At 61.4% G+C, this 14,467-nt stretch carries 12 protein-coding genes; all 12 read left to right on the top strand.

Going from position 1 to position 14,467, the window contains the following annotated elements; translation table 11 throughout:
• Positions 1-31: 31 nt before the first annotated feature.
• Entirely contained in the window at positions 32-412 is a 381-nt protein-coding gene (locus ACGYLY_RS20385) for a hypothetical protein (protein WP_395284701.1), read from the top strand.
• On the top strand, positions 409-981 hold the full coding sequence (locus ACGYLY_RS20380; RefSeq protein ID WP_395284702.1) for a hypothetical protein: 573 nt from the start codon (positions 409-411) through the stop codon (positions 979-981). Before ACGYLY_RS20385 ends, ACGYLY_RS20380 begins: the two co-directional genes overlap by 4 nt.
• A gap of 322 nt (positions 982-1,303) precedes the next feature.
• On the top strand, positions 1,304-1,939 hold the full coding sequence (locus ACGYLY_RS20375; protein WP_395284703.1) for a hypothetical protein: 636 nt from the start codon (positions 1,304-1,306) through the stop codon (positions 1,937-1,939).
• A 233-nt stretch (positions 1,940-2,172) separates the two neighbouring features.
• Positions 2,173-4,338 (top strand): dipeptide ABC transporter ATP-binding protein, encoded by a 2,166-nt coding sequence (locus tag ACGYLY_RS20370; protein ID WP_395284704.1) that lies wholly within the window; start codon positions 2,173-2,175, stop codon positions 4,336-4,338.
• A gap of 90 nt (positions 4,339-4,428) precedes the next feature.
• Positions 4,429-6,606: an acetate--CoA ligase family protein gene (locus tag ACGYLY_RS20365; protein WP_395284705.1), complete on the top strand. Its 2,178-nt coding sequence runs from the start codon at positions 4,429-4,431 to the stop codon at positions 6,604-6,606.
• A gap of 235 nt (positions 6,607-6,841) precedes the next feature.
• Positions 6,842-7,420, top strand: a complete 579-nt coding sequence (locus tag ACGYLY_RS20360) for a helix-turn-helix domain-containing protein (protein ID WP_395284706.1) — start codon at positions 6,842-6,844, stop codon at positions 7,418-7,420.
• Between the two features lie 204 nt (positions 7,421-7,624).
• Positions 7,625-9,535 carry an ABC transporter substrate-binding protein gene (locus tag ACGYLY_RS20355; RefSeq protein WP_395284707.1) on the top strand — a complete coding sequence of 637 codons (1,911 nt, stop codon included), beginning with the start codon at positions 7,625-7,627 and terminating at the stop codon, positions 9,533-9,535.
• A 5-nt stretch (positions 9,536-9,540) separates the two neighbouring features.
• Positions 9,541-10,524, top strand: a complete 984-nt coding sequence (locus tag ACGYLY_RS20350) for an ABC transporter permease (protein ID WP_231187326.1) — start codon at positions 9,541-9,543, stop codon at positions 10,522-10,524.
• On the top strand, positions 10,524-11,444 hold the full coding sequence (locus ACGYLY_RS20345) for an ABC transporter permease (protein ID WP_395284708.1): 921 nt from the start codon (positions 10,524-10,526) through the stop codon (positions 11,442-11,444). The genes ACGYLY_RS20350 and ACGYLY_RS20345 overlap by 1 nt, the downstream gene beginning before the upstream one ends.
• The gene (locus ACGYLY_RS20340) at positions 11,441-13,534 is read left to right on the top strand and encodes a dipeptide ABC transporter ATP-binding protein (protein WP_395284709.1); all 2,094 of its coding nucleotides are present in this window, start codon (positions 11,441-11,443) and stop codon (positions 13,532-13,534) included. The genes ACGYLY_RS20345 and ACGYLY_RS20340 overlap by 4 nt, the downstream gene beginning before the upstream one ends.
• Positions 13,535-13,536: 2 nt before the next feature.
• A complete protein-coding gene (locus tag ACGYLY_RS20335; protein ID WP_395284710.1) occupies positions 13,537-13,722 on the top strand; it encodes a hypothetical protein in 186 nt (61 codons plus the stop codon).
• Between the two features lie 43 nt (positions 13,723-13,765).
• The gene (locus ACGYLY_RS20330) at positions 13,766-14,224 is read left to right on the top strand and encodes a universal stress protein (RefSeq protein WP_231187333.1); all 459 of its coding nucleotides are present in this window, start codon (positions 13,766-13,768) and stop codon (positions 14,222-14,224) included.
• Positions 14,225-14,467 lie beyond the last annotated feature (243 nt).

Raw genomic sequence — 14,467 nt, 5'->3', positions numbered from 1 at the left:
TTTCCGTCTATGTGCAGAACATGCACATACAATGAGCGCGAGTGATGATCCCCGACGCGTCCATTTTCAATCTCCGGAGTATCTGGTCGAGCGACTGGATGCAATTGCCAGCCTCTTCGACAAAGACCGAACCGACCTCCTCGTAGAGGCAATTCGCGAGTACATCGAAGACACGGCGGAAAGTGAGACGTTTCAGGAACTGGTCGCAACGAAGTATTATGACGACCAGTTAGAGTTCGAAACGATGAAACAATTGGTCGGTGCTGAAACAGCCCAGCGGCTCCGATTGCTCAAAGCAGACCTCGAAGGCGAGCCATTCGACCTTGCGGCCCCTGACGCCACCGACATATACGATGGCAATGCGAAGACCGTCGATTCGGAACGCACACCAAACAACGTAGACGAGCGATGAGCGGCCAACCACGATTGCGGACAGTCGTTGCGGATACGAGCGCACTAGCGAGTCTTGGAGTCCCGCGTGCTGCTAGCGACTACGATACTGATTCCGCGCCCGATCCGCTCCAATATCTGCTCACTTCATGTGAAGTCGTCGTTCCCCCCGAAGTCGTCTCGGAACTCAACGATATCGCGCAGTATCACGACATCCATTGCGCGGCAGCTCACAACGTTCTGGCCGCACAAGAGCACTACACCGTTACAGACCCATATCAGAAAGCGGAAGCACCAGATACACGTCCGACGTTTGGGCTCGATGATGGCGAAACAGACGGCATACTGCTCGCAAATGCACTCGCTGTGGATGGCTTTCTCACGGATGAATTCGGTGGGACGAATTTCGCACTCGTCCATGCGGCACTGAGAGGACCTCGAATCGTCCCAACGCCGCGTCTTATCTGTGATTATGCCCGTGATGGCCATATGACCCACATTGAAGCACGGAACCTTGTGAACGCAATTGGGTCGTATCGAAGCTGGGACAACAGTCCCTACGTTACCCAGCTCGTGAAACAATTGGAATGATTATGGGAATTTAGAGACCACTCCTCCACGACGCCACCACGCGAGAGTCACACCCCGTTGTCGGTGACACATGGCGGTACGAGTTGGTTGGCTCCGGTGGAGTGTCCATATCGAAGAAATGGAGAGTCGCGTCCGATCCCTCCATTACGATGGTATAATAGATTAGTCACTGTTTCGTCGGCGTCCATTGAGCGGAGCCATCGAACGTGTGGCTGCATAACCCGTGTCGTCAAACTGGTGAATTCCAGCGCATATGCTCGCTCGTCGTCAGCCGTCTACCACCCGAATAACAAAGGAACTGTAGACGAACGATTCCGGTACGATGCCTTCACTACTCGAACGACTCCTCGGCAGCGACACGCCGGACGAACAAGTCGATCTGGAATCGCGACAAAACGAGGCGGATGAAGCGCTCCACGAGGCCGTCGAGCGCGGTGGCTACGCCGTCGACGACTGTGGTATAACGGGTGTTGCGGTCGTCAACGAAGGTCCTGACGGAGAACCGATCGTCGTGCCGATCGCTCGATTTTCCCTCGGGGAGGACGTCGAAAATCCCGATCAAAACCTCGTGTGGGATCTCGTTGGCGAAGCCGCGCTCGCGATGCAGGCCCCCTTCGACGATGTCTTCGTCCGTCACTACGATATCCAATTCACGTTCGATGGCGACGAACTCTTCGAGGCCGAGGAGTGCCGGCGCGTTCTTCTGACGGACGAGCTAGTCGACCGATACGCAACCGACGCCGGCTTTACGCTCGCGAATCTGCGCGACGCCGTATTCGCTGCGGACGATATCGACGACGAAATCGCACCGGTCGCGTGGGGCGAGTCCACGAACTATAGCCGGACGAACAACGCAGCGATCGTCGTCGCGGGGACAACTGCAGCGACGAGTGCGAGCGCGAGCGCAGCGAGCTGTGCTGGAGCCGGAGCGGCCGGTGGTGCAGGCGGCACGTGCTGACCGGGTGCGCTCCCATCCGTCCACGGGAGCGACCGGGTACCGAAAGCACAACTACACATGAGATGTGAACGTTTATGTGTCGAAAATTGACCAAAAGCGGAGATTGATAACGGTCACCCAAAAAGATACCACAGGATGGTCCGATTCGGCCGCGGCGTTCCCTGCATGATAGACACGAACTACTGGCATGCAACTACGGCCGTGTCCCCTACGAAACGTTTCGAGGGAAGAAAATGACGCTCCTTGATGTCGACGACTTGGAGGTGCGTTACGACACGAGTGACGAATCACTCCACAGCGTGAACGGCGTCTCGTTCACCATCGAAGACGGTGTCAACTATGCGCTCTCGGGCGAGTCAGCGTCCGGAAAGTCCACGACGGCGAAGGCAATCCTCGGCCTGCTACCGGACCATGCGGTGATAGAGTCGGGGGGGATCGAGTTCGAGGGTCGAGATTTGCGATCGATGACGCCAGCGGAGCGACAGGACCTGCTCTGGGAGGAGATCGCCTTCATTCCACAGACGGCCATCGACGCACTCGACCCCACGCTGACGGTCGGTGGCCAGATTTGCCAGGCCATACGGACTCACAGGACGGTCTCCGAGCGGAGCGCCAAGCGGCGAGCACGCGAACTGTTCGAGACCGTCGGGCTGAATCCCGGCCGAACCGAGGACTATCCGCATCAGTTCTCGGACGGGATGCGCCAGCGTGTCGTCATCGCGATGGCGCTCGCCCTCGGCCCGAAACTCATCATCGCGGACGAGCCGACGACGGGGCTGGACGTCATCGTCCAGGACGAGATAATCGACAACATTCTGAAGATTCAAGAGGAGACGGATAGCTCGTTACTGTTGATCACGCACGACCTCAGCGTCATCGCGGAGACCTGTGACGAGATGTCGGTGCTGTACGGGGGGATGGTCATGGAGCAAGGGCGCATCGATAACCTCCTTCTCAACCCATCGAACCCGTACACAATGGGACTCAAAAACGCGTATCCGGCTCTGGACGCCGGGAACGGGAGGGATCTCGTCGCGGTTCCGGGAAAACCGCCGAACCTGGATTCGAAACCGACCGGGTGTGTCTTCGAGTCGAGGTGTCCATTCGCGACCGACGCGTGTTCTGAGACCGTCCCGAAGCTCGAGAAGCTCCCGTACCGGAACCAACGGGTCGCGTGCCACCACGTGGAACGATCGAACCGGATGCGTTCCGTTGCCGAGGATCCCTCGACGTGGGGTGGGATCGCCGAGGGGTCTCGGACGCGGGATGGTGAAGTGCTTCTGGAAGTCGAGGAGTTGAGCAAGTGGTATAAACGCGAGGACTCGTTACTGGGGAGCCTCCCGATCGACAGTATCGCGCCCTCCATCACGGGACTCACCGGCAACATCCGCGAGTGGTGGGATCAACGGGGCGAGGTGATCGGAACGGTGATCGGGCGAGACGAATCGCACGTCCGCGCAGTCGACGGGGTCTCGTTGAGCGTCTCACGCGGTGAAATCCTCGGTATCGTCGGCGAGTCGGGCTGCGGCAAGTCGACGCTCGGAGAGACGCTCGCGCTCTTGGAGGACCCCACGGTGGACCGGTTCACGTTCGACGGGCGCTCGTACGAGTACTACCGGGACGACCTCCAGTTGTTCCGGCGGAAACTACAGATTATCTTCCAAAACCCGTACGAATCACTGAATCCGCGGATGACGGTCGAGCAGCTGGTCAAAGAGCCATTGACGATCCACGGGTATCGTCTCGACGAGCGCGAGACCGCCGTCGAGGAGTCGCTCGAACAGGTGGGACTGGCCCCGGCGGAGCGGTACCTGGACACGTATCCGAACGAACTATCGGGCGGTCAGCGCCAGCGCGTCGCCATCGCCCGGGCGCTCGTCATCGACCCCGACCTACTCATCTGTGACGAGCCAGCCTCGATGCTCGACGTCTCGCTGCAGGCGGAGGTTCTCAACCTCCTCCGCGGGCTGGCCAACACCGAGGGCATCGGTGTGCTGTACATCTCACACGACCTCGCCAGCCTCTCGCAAATCGCGGATCGCATGGCGATAATGTATCTGGGCCAGTTCGTCGAGCGCGGACGGACTGAACAGATCGTGACCGACCCACAACACCCCTACACCGAGGCCCTGCTCGCGGCGGTCCCGGAGACGGACCCGCGGGGGAACCGCGAGCGAATCACCCTCGACGGGAAACCGGCGCTCCCCTCGCGGGCTACCACGAGCTGCCAGTTCGCCCCGCGTTGCCCGAAGGCGACCGACTGCTGTTGGGACGAGGATCCCGGCCTGGCCGAGTGGACAGACGACCGTCACTCCGCGGCGTGTTTCCACCCGGCCGACGACACGCTCGACGGCGAGCCGGACGAAAAACGGATCGACACGGCGGTCGAAAGTGACTGAGTTCTCCCGGGCGGGGATTTAAACGATGAAGATAATCGACCCCCATCGGGGGCAGGTTCACGTGGATACTACGGGAACCGACCCAGTGATATGACGACAAACGGTACAAATAGTTCCGATCAGGAATCCCGAACGACGCTAGAACTGGGACCGTTGTTCGACCCCGATTCGGTCGCGGTCGTCGGGGCGAGTCCGGAGTCGTTCTACTCGGGCAACCTCGTCGACAACCTCCTCGATTACGGCTTCGACGGGACCCTCTATCCCGTCAATCCGAACCGGGATAACGCGTGGAACCGCCCGTGTTACGACAGCATCGGGGACGTGCCGGAGACCGTCGACCTCGCCGTCGTGAGTGTTCCGCGCGAATACGTCGTTGAGGTCGTGCGTGCAGCGGGTGAGCGAGGAGTTCCCGTCGCGCTCGTCCTCACGGCGGGGTTCGCCGAAGCGGACGAAACAGGAATCGAGATGGAGAGAAACCTCGCCGAGACAGCTGCAGAAGCGGGAATCCGAGTGGTCGGTCCGAACTGCATCGGTGTCATGGCCGCCCGAGGTGCGACACTCACCTCTACGTGTTCACGCGAACCCGAACCGGGAAGAATCGGTCTGGTCAGTCAGTCCGGAGCGCTGGCGTTCACGACGTTCTTCGAGCGGGCGGCCGATCGCGACCTCCATTTCAGTCACATCGTCTCGACGGGGAACGAGACGGATCTGACGCTCAGGGACTACGTCGCGCACCTCGCCGGCCAGGAGAGCGTCGATGTCATCTGCACGTACGTCGAGGGAATCGACGAACCGGAACGGTTCGTGCGGGTCGCCGAGACTGCGATTCGGAACGGAACACCCGTCCTGACGGTGAAAATCGGGCAGTCCGACCTCGCGGAGGAGGCCACGCTCTCGCACACGGGGTCGCTCACCGGCGACGACGACGCCTGGGCGGCGGCCCTGGACCAGGCCGGTATCCAGCGCGTCCCGGACATCCCCGATCTCCTCGCTCGGGCGAGCGCACACACCGCCTACGACGCCCCCGACGGTACGGGCGTCTGTATCGCCTCGACCAGCGGCGGCCTCGCGAGCCTGCTCGCCGATATGGCCGCCGAGCGTGATCTCACGCTCCCCGATATCGACGGCGAGACCGAACGTGCGCTGTTGGAGATGGACGAACTCTTGAACTACGGTCAACTACACAATCCTGCAGACATCCGGGGATATGGCGCCGAGGCGCTTCCAAAAATCGCCGACGTACTCCTTGCCGCCGACGAGTTCGACTCCTACGTCTTCGCGATCGGCCTCTCGGGAGTGGACGACCGCGCGGCCCAAATCGCCGACGACCTGCAAGGCATCATCGAACGGGCGGAGGCCCCGGTGTACGTGCTCTGGACCGGACGAAAGGAACCCGACGACCCGACCGAGACGCCGCCATACGCCCGTCTCCGCGAGTCGGTCCCGGTCTACGAGGACCCGAGCCTGTGTCTCGACGCCGTCGCGTCGACGTACGACTTCGTAGCCGACCGCGACCGCATCGCCGACCGGCCGCCACGGCACTCGCTCCCCACGATGCGCAGGAAGAGCGGTCAGAAGACTGATATCGACGCACTCGACCTCGATCTACCGAGAGGGCGGATACTCACGTGGAACGAGGCCGAGGGACTGCTCTCTACGTTCGACGTGCCGACCGTGGAGACTCGGTCGGTCACTGACGCTGACGGGGCGGCCGTCGCCGTGGAGTCGATGCGCGGACCCGCCGTCCTCAAAATCGACTCCCCGGAACTCCCGCACAGAACCGACGCCGGCGCCGTCCGGATCGGTGTCGACTCTCCCACGGAAGCACGGGAGGCGTACCACGACGTGGTCTCTGCATCGCGAGCACACGTCGACGACGGCGACATCGAAGGCGTGCTGGTCCAGCCAACGGTCGACGACGGCGTCGAAACGATGGTCGGAATCACATCCGTGGACGTGTTTAACTCGGTCGTCACCGTCGGCGCCGGTGGTATCCTCGTGGAAGCGCTGGACGAGAGCGCGACGCTAGTTCCGCCGTTCTCGCGAGCGGACGCGCGGCGGGCCATCGAACGCACCGTCCTCGGGGACCTGCTCGTCGAGCGGCGGGATGGTGACTCCGTGCCGGTCGAGTCGGTCGTCGACCTGCTCGTGAACGTCGGGGATATGGCTCACTCGGTCGACGCCGTCGCCGAACTCGATTTGAACCCGGTCTTCGTCACCGAAGACGGCCCCGTCGCCGTCGACGCACTCGTCCGAACCTGCGAGTGAGGCGAAACGTCAAGTGGCGAATCTTAACCAAGTGACCACTCTTTAATGTGGTACTCCCCAAGAGGGTGCATACGTTTGGCCAAGGTGATTCAAAATTCTCCGCATCGAGTTCCAGACCATCCCGTCCGGTGTCGTCGAAGACCTCAATACGCAGTTCCCGGACGTTCAACGGATCGAGTTCGAGAACGCCTTCTACGCCGACGAAGGGGACTGGATCGAATCGCTGCTCGTCACGTTGGGCGGCGAGTTCGATCCCGAGGCGGCGGTCGAATCCCTCCCCCGTGCTGAACTGTTCCATCACGAACAGGTGTCGCCGGACGCTTCCAATCAGCAAACGTACCGATTGACCATCGTCGCCCACGAACCGTACCCGTTCATCCTCGGTGTGATTCTGCGCCAGAAGGCCATCCCGAATCGACTGAAACTGCACGGGGATCACTTTGACGGGGTTGTGACGGTGAAGGAATGGGAGGACTTCCGGCGGCTGGCGGATCGGATCCAGGAGCGGTTCGAGCGATTCGAACTCCTGAGCGTGAATCAGGTCGAGACGACCGGGGAACCGCTCGGAAGCGGACAGCTCGGCCGCGTGCTGCGGAACGAACTCTCCCAGCAACAGATGACCGTTCTCGAGGCGGCCCACTCGATGGGATATTTCGACGCGCCACGCCAGGCGTCGGCCGACGACATCGCGGCGGAACTCGGCATCGCTCAGTCGACGCTCAGCGAACGCCTCCGGCTCGCCGAGAAGCGACTTTTCGACCTCGTCTTCTCCGGCGAAGGGGGTACACCGAACGCCGAGTCCGACGACGGGTGAACGGTCGGTTCCCGCTCGAACGTACGCTCGTAACTAATGACAAGTTATTTTATAATTGTGTTTATATATGATGTTTTATCGTGTTTTTCACAGTAGGTTCGGGTCGATGGATCCCAAAAATACGGGTGTGCATATAAAGTCTGATGATGATTGACGGGTATCGGGAATACTTTCAGGCTGATAAGGTGGAAACGCGGTGTTGTGATGTCGCAGGAAAAATCGTTCGAGATTGAGACAGGTACCACCTCTCGGCGCCGGTTCATCCGGGTCGCGGGTGCGGCGGGCCTCGCCGGATTGGCAGGTTGCCAGAGCAACGGGAACAGCGACGGTAGCAGCGGCGATGGCCGCACCATCAAGACCAAGTTCTGGGATGAGTGGCCCGTCGAGACGAAGGGGAAGTCGGTCAACGACGAGGCCGTCCAGTTCGAGTACGATGCGGTCGAGGGTGCGCCCTTGTCCCCCGTGGATATGCACTTCGCGCAGTCGGAGACGCCGTGGATGCGCGAGCACGCGTTGATGATCAAGGACTCGTTCAAGGCCCTCGGCGTCCCGACGAATCTCGTCAACGTTCAGCCGAGCACCAGGTACGGCAAATACTGGCGTGCGGATATCGGACACCCGACGCCCGTGGTGATGAACCTTCACGGGCCCGACCCACAACGGGGACTCGACCCGAACCCGTTCCTGATGCGCGCACACCCGGAGACGGGAGGAAACTACTACAATTACAAAAACGACGAGATTACGAAACTCCTGGACAAACAGGCGGCGACGATCGGCGACACGAAAGCGCGCGCCGAGATCTGTAAGGAGATTCAGAAGAAACTCAGCAAAGACGCGTACGTCATCGCCTCGAACTTCCCTGACGTAATCACGGTGGCCAACACCGCCGATTGGAAGGGGTACGTCCCGACGCCGGGGAACGGTACGACCCGCGACTCGTTCGTCTGGACGCAGGTGAACCTCCAGCCCCAAGGCGACTCGACCACGTGGGTGAAAGGCGTGTTCTCCGGGATGCAAGGAACCAACCTCCCCTGGTCGACCGGGGGAATGGAGGAGAAGCGTCTGCTCAACCTGTACGACGGCCTCTACGACGCCTCACCGCAACTGGAAATCGTCCCCGGTCTCGCAACCGGACACGAAGTCGTGGACGACACCACGGTCGAGATGGACCTCCGAAAGGGCGTCACTTGGCACGACGGCAAATCGTTCAGCCCCGAGGACGTGAAGTTCAGCGTCGAGCAGTACAAACAGTACACGGCCCCCCAGCAGGGGCCGTTCTACCGGACCATCGACAGCGTGGAAGTCGTATCGAACACCGGAGGCGGCCGCATCCGGTTCAACCTCACCGAACCCGACGCCTCCTTCCTTACCCAGCGGGCCGTCCGCAGCGCCATCATCCCGAAACACCGTTGGAAAGACGTCGACAGCCCCGGACAGCACAATCCGAAGAATCCCATCGGGACCGGGCCGTTCAAGTTCGTCAATTGGGAGCAGGGAGCCGAACTCAGACTGAAGAAACACGAGAGCCACTGGCTCTGGGACGACAAGATCCGTAAGGAAATCCTCGGCGAGTACTTCGTCCCCGGTGACGGCATCGACGAACTGGTCGAATCCAACGTCGGGAACGTCTCGACGCTCATCGGCGCGATGCAGTCGGGCGATATCGATGCCATCGGGACGACCGTCTCAAACCAGCAGGCCGACCGCGCGTCCAAGGCCGACGGCGTCGAGAAGCAGACGTCCAAGAACTTCGCTCCGACCGACGTTCACCTCAACCACATCGTCCCGTTGTTCCGGGACAAAACGTTCCGCGTGGCGCTCAGCCACGCCGTCGACAAACAGGGCTTCGTCGAAAACGTGCTCGGCGGCCGCGGTACCGCGATTAAGGGCCAGCGTCTGATCACGAGCCTTCTCACCCCCTTCGCCGCCGAGACCGAACCGTACGAGTACAACGTGGAGAAGGCCAAGACGATGCTGAAGAAGGCGGGGTACACGTTCGAAAGCGAGGACACGCTCGTCTGGCCGGAGGGCGACGCCTGGGACCCCTTCGCCAAGCGCGTCAAGCACGGCCACGCCACCCGATCGGAACTCGACCAGCCCGACTTCTCCTAACCACAATGAGCTTTCGAAAATTCCTCATCAAACGGACCGCGATCGCAGCGATACTGACCATCGTGTCGGTCAGCATCATCTTCGCGACGCTCCGGCTTCTGCCGAGCGATCCGTTCAGCGGTCTGGTCGCATCCGGATCGCTGACGGCCGAGCAGGTGACGCGGCTGCGGACGATGTACGGCCTCGACGAACCGATATACGTGCAGTACCTGAAGTATGTCAGAAACCTCCTCACGTTCCATTTCGGGGTCTCTCTCACGCAGCAACGGCCGGTCGGGAAAATCGTCATCCCCGCGCTGGTCAACACGCTCGTCCTCCTGTTGCCCGCGCTCGTCGTCACGGCAGTCATCAGTTCGATCGCCGGCATGTACGCCGGCTGGAACCGCGGGTCGTGGTTCGAACAGGGGGCGATCGTGACGACGACGTTCTTCCGTGCGACCCCGATCTTCGTGACCGGCATCCTCCTGCTCATCACCTTCTCGTACGGGCTGAATTGGCTACCCGCATTCGGAATGCGTAGTCCGGTTGAGAACCCACACGGGTACGTAGCGACGTTCCTTTCCGTCGACTTCCTGAAACACTACATTCTCCCCTTCACGGCATCAGTACTGTTCTTCAGCGGCGACTTTCTGATGCTGGCGCGCAACTCGATCGTCGAGCGGAAGGGATCCGAGTTCCTCAAGCTCCACCGCGCCAAGGGGCTCTCGGAGCGGGAACAGCTCGCCCGCGCCGGTCGCAACTCCCTGCTCCCGCTGGTGACCTACTTCGCGCTCCGGACGGGGATGATTTTCCAGGGAGTCATCACGTTGGAAGTGGTCTTCGCGTGGCCGGGAATCGGCCGCGCGCTCGTCCAGGCGATACTCAATCAGGATTACCCGACGGTCCAGGCCGCCGTGTTCATCATGGCACTGGCGGTCATCGTGATGAACCTCACCGCGGACCTCGCGTACGCGAAACTCGATCCGACGATCGAAGCGGGTGACGTCTGATGTCCGGATACTCGCTCGACGTCGATACCGTGAGAGAGCGCCTCAGATCCGAGCTCGATCGCGCGTCCCAGATAATGAGCATCATCTGGCAGGATACCGCCGCGAGGGTCGGTCTCATCGTCCTCACGGTCTTCATTTTCATGGGACTGTTCGGCCCGTACATCGCCCCGCACCATCCGATCGAGGACACCCTTCGCCAGGATTATTCGATCATGAAACTACAGGAACCGAACTCGAAAGCGCTCTTCGGAACGACGTCCTTCGGGAAGGACGTCCTCAGTCAGTTCCTGGCTGGTGCCCAACCAACGCTCATCATGGGGTTCTTCGGTGGCGTCGGAACCGGCGTGTTGGGCTTCCTCGTCGGACTCACGAGCGGCTACTTCGGGGGTCGAGTCGACGAGGCACTGATGCGGCTGACCGACCTCACGTTCGCGCTTCCGCTCTTGCCGATGGCACTGGTGATACTGTCCTTCGTGACGCCGAACGTCTGGCTCATCACCGCCATCCTCGTGATCTTCCTCTGGAAAATGCCGGCACGAGTCATCCGGTCGGAGGTGATGACGGTTAAAGAGCGGACGTTCGTGAAGTCGGCCCGTGCGAGAGGGGCGAGCCACCTCCGAACGATGTTCCTGCACGTCGCACCGAACGTGCTTGGCATCGGCTTCCTCTACACCGCGTACGCAGTCGGGTGGTCGATCGTGGTCGGGGCGTCGCTCGCATTCCTCGGCTTCGGCGACCCGACGACGACCTCGTGGGGGCGGATGCTACAGCAGGTGTTCCGGTCGGGCGCGATCCGGGTCGCCTGGTGGTGGGTCCTTCCGCCGGCGTTCGGTATCGCTGCCGTGACCACTGCGGTCTTCCTCGTCGGCCGTGCCCTCGAGGAGATCGTCAACCCCGAACTCAGAACGGAGCAAGAATGAGTCTACTCGAAGTCAACGACGTGAAGATCACGTATCAAACCGCAGACGGCGAAGTGCACGCCGTTAACGACGCCTCCTTCTCGATCGAGGAGGGAACCAACTACGGCCTCGTGGGTGAGTCCGGATCCGGGAAGTCGACCCTCGCGAAAGCCGTTCTCGGACTGCTCGACGACAACGGTGCGGTCCGATCCGGGAGTGTCACGTTCAAGGGTCGCGAACTCGTCGGTCTGTCCGAGCAGGAGTGGCGGGACGTTCGCTGGGAGGAAATCGCCTACATCCCGCAGAGCGCGATGGACTCCCTCGACCCCGTGATGTCCGTTGGTGCGCAGATCCGCCAGTCGATTCGCAAGCACAGGAACGTCTCGAAGGCCGAAGCCAACGAGCGCGTCGACGAGGTCTTCGAAATAGTCGGGCTCGATCCGGCCCGAACGGACGAGTATCCCCACGAGTTCTCCGGGGGCATGCGCCAGCGGGTTGCAATCGCGATGGCACTCGCGCTCGACCCCGACCTCATCATCGCGGACGAGCCGACGACGGGACTGGACGTCATCGTCCAGGACAAGATCGTCCACAAGCTGATGGAGATCCAGGAGGAGATCGATAGCTCCCTGCTGTTGATCACCCACGAGGTCGGCGTCGTCGCGGAGACTTGTGACGATGTTTCGGTGCTGTATGGCGGGAAGGTGATGGAGCAGGGGGACACGTTCGACGTCTTCGATGACCCGCAGAATCCGTACACGATGGGGCTGAAAAACGCCTTCCCGGAGGTCGACGAGTTCGACGAACAGGCGATATCCATCCCGGGTTCGCTCCCGGACCTCACCGACGCACCGACGGGGTGTGTCTTCCGTAACCGGTGTCCGTTCGCGACCGAGCAGTGCGAAACCGATCACCCGCCGCTCGTCGAAAGCGGCGACCAGGTTTCGGCCTGTTACTACGCCGACGAGGCGACCGAGATGCAGGAGCGAGCGAGGGACCCCGAAACGTGGGGCATCGATGTGCCGGAGGAATCCGAGTCGCGTGACTTGGGGGAGGTTATCGTCGAGACCGACGGGTTGGAGAAGTGGTTCGAACAGTCACAACCCATCCTCGATGACCTCCTCGGCGAGGAACCGGACTACGTCAAAGCCGTGAACGGCGTCGATCTCGACGTCCGAGAGAGCGAGATCGTCGGCGTGGCCGGCGAGTCCGGGTGCGGAAAGTCGACGCTTGGCGAGGTGATATCGGCGCTCCAATCGCAGTCGGGCGGGGAGATTCTCATCGACGACGTCCCGGTCGAAGACCTGCTCGATGAAGGGACCCGGGAGTTCCGCTCGCAGGTCCAATTCATCTTCCAGGATCCATTCGACTCGCTGAACCCGAGGCAACGGGTGCGGGCAGCGGTCGGCGAACCGCTGAAAATACAGGGATACAGCTCCGACGAGATAGATCGCCGGGTCCGCCGGACGCTCGCGGACGTGGGACTCAATCCACCGGAGAAGTACCTCGACCAGCACCCCAATCAACTCTCGGGCGGCGAGCGCCAGCGCGTGGCCATCGCGCAAGCGCTGGTACTCGAACCCAAACTTCTCATCTGTGATGAACCGGCCTCGATGCTCGACGTCTCGCTGAAGGCGAACATCCTCAATATCCTGCGAGAGATGGCCGACGAGCGAAACATCGGCATCGTCTACATCTCACACGATCTAGCGAGCCTCTCGCAGATCACCGATCGGTTGGCGGTGATGTACCTCGGCCAGATAGTCGAACTCGGCGCCACCGACGAGGTCGTCGAGAACCCCAGACACCCGTATGCGGCGTCGCTCCTCTCGGCTTCGCCGAAGGCAGACCCACAGATCGACCGTCAACGAGTGCTGCTCCCGGGCGAACCGCCGAACCCGGTCGAGTTGCCGGGGGGCTGTAACTTCGCACCTCGCTGTCCGAAAGCCACCGAGGAGTGTCGACGGGACGACCCCGCCCGCTCGGCGTTCACGAACGGGGACCACGAGGCGGCATGTCACTTCCCGGTCGAAGACATCGAGAGTGAACTGCTGGCGCAGTACGCACGCGAACGCGAGCGAGCGGAGCGTGAACCGATCGAGGAGGTATAGAGATGCTGGGGACCCCGTTGCCGGATGCAGTGGTCGACGCGGTACCAGTGACCGTGCCGGTTCGAGGGGACGCGAACCTCGAAGCCGTCGACGACACGCTCGACATCGAGCTACCGGAGAGAGGAGTTCGAATAACGGAACAGCGCGAGCAACCATCCGGGAATCCATCGGTGGAGGGACGGCGCTGACCCCGCCGAAGTTCCCACGACGAACTATTCACGGTGACAACAGATGACGATACTTACAGCGGTTGGAGAGGAACTGCACTCGAACGGAACGATCTCGGTCGGGTACGACCTCGCGACGACGTACGACGAGCAGTTAGTCGTCCTGCACGTCATCCCGAAGGAAGATTTCAACAAACACAAAGCAGCGGTCAAAGGTACGCCGGCGTACAACAACTTCGCCATCGGCCGGGAAGAGCAAAGCGGCGCTGAAATCGCCTACCGGGCCGTCCATGAATCGCTCGACGACTACGACCCGGACCGGGTCGAAACCAGGGGACGCGTTGGAAATCCGGCCGAGAAGATACTGGCCGAAGTCGAGCAGAGCGACCCCCGTTACCTCGTGATCGGCGGGAAACGACGGTCGCCGGTCGGGAAAGCCATCTTTGGGAGTACGGCACAGAGCGTGTTGATGAACGCGTCCTGCCCCGTCGTTTCGATGGTCAGTGGCGGAGGGAAGGGCTGACGGTATTCTACTCTCCGTCCATACCGGACGACGGAGGCTCGCTGCTAGCTCCCTCGGTATCCTCGTCGTCAGCGACGCGCACATGTCGAATGTGTGCCTCTCCGAGATTCGTTTACCGGACGCGGACTCTCCAGCGTACGGCATACGCTGTGACCTCGTAGTCGTCATCCCGTCGGAGACGAATCGATCATCGGTGGCCCTATCGAACCGTTTCCGATTTGATTTTCCGAAAACCGATCCCCA

Source organism: Haladaptatus sp. CMAA 1909 (assembly GCF_043952005.1).
Classification (GTDB): domain Archaea; phylum Halobacteriota; class Halobacteria; order Halobacteriales; family Haladaptataceae; genus Haladaptatus.
Note: the sequence above shows the minus strand (reverse complement) of the source record. Positions and strands in the feature narration are given on the sequence as shown.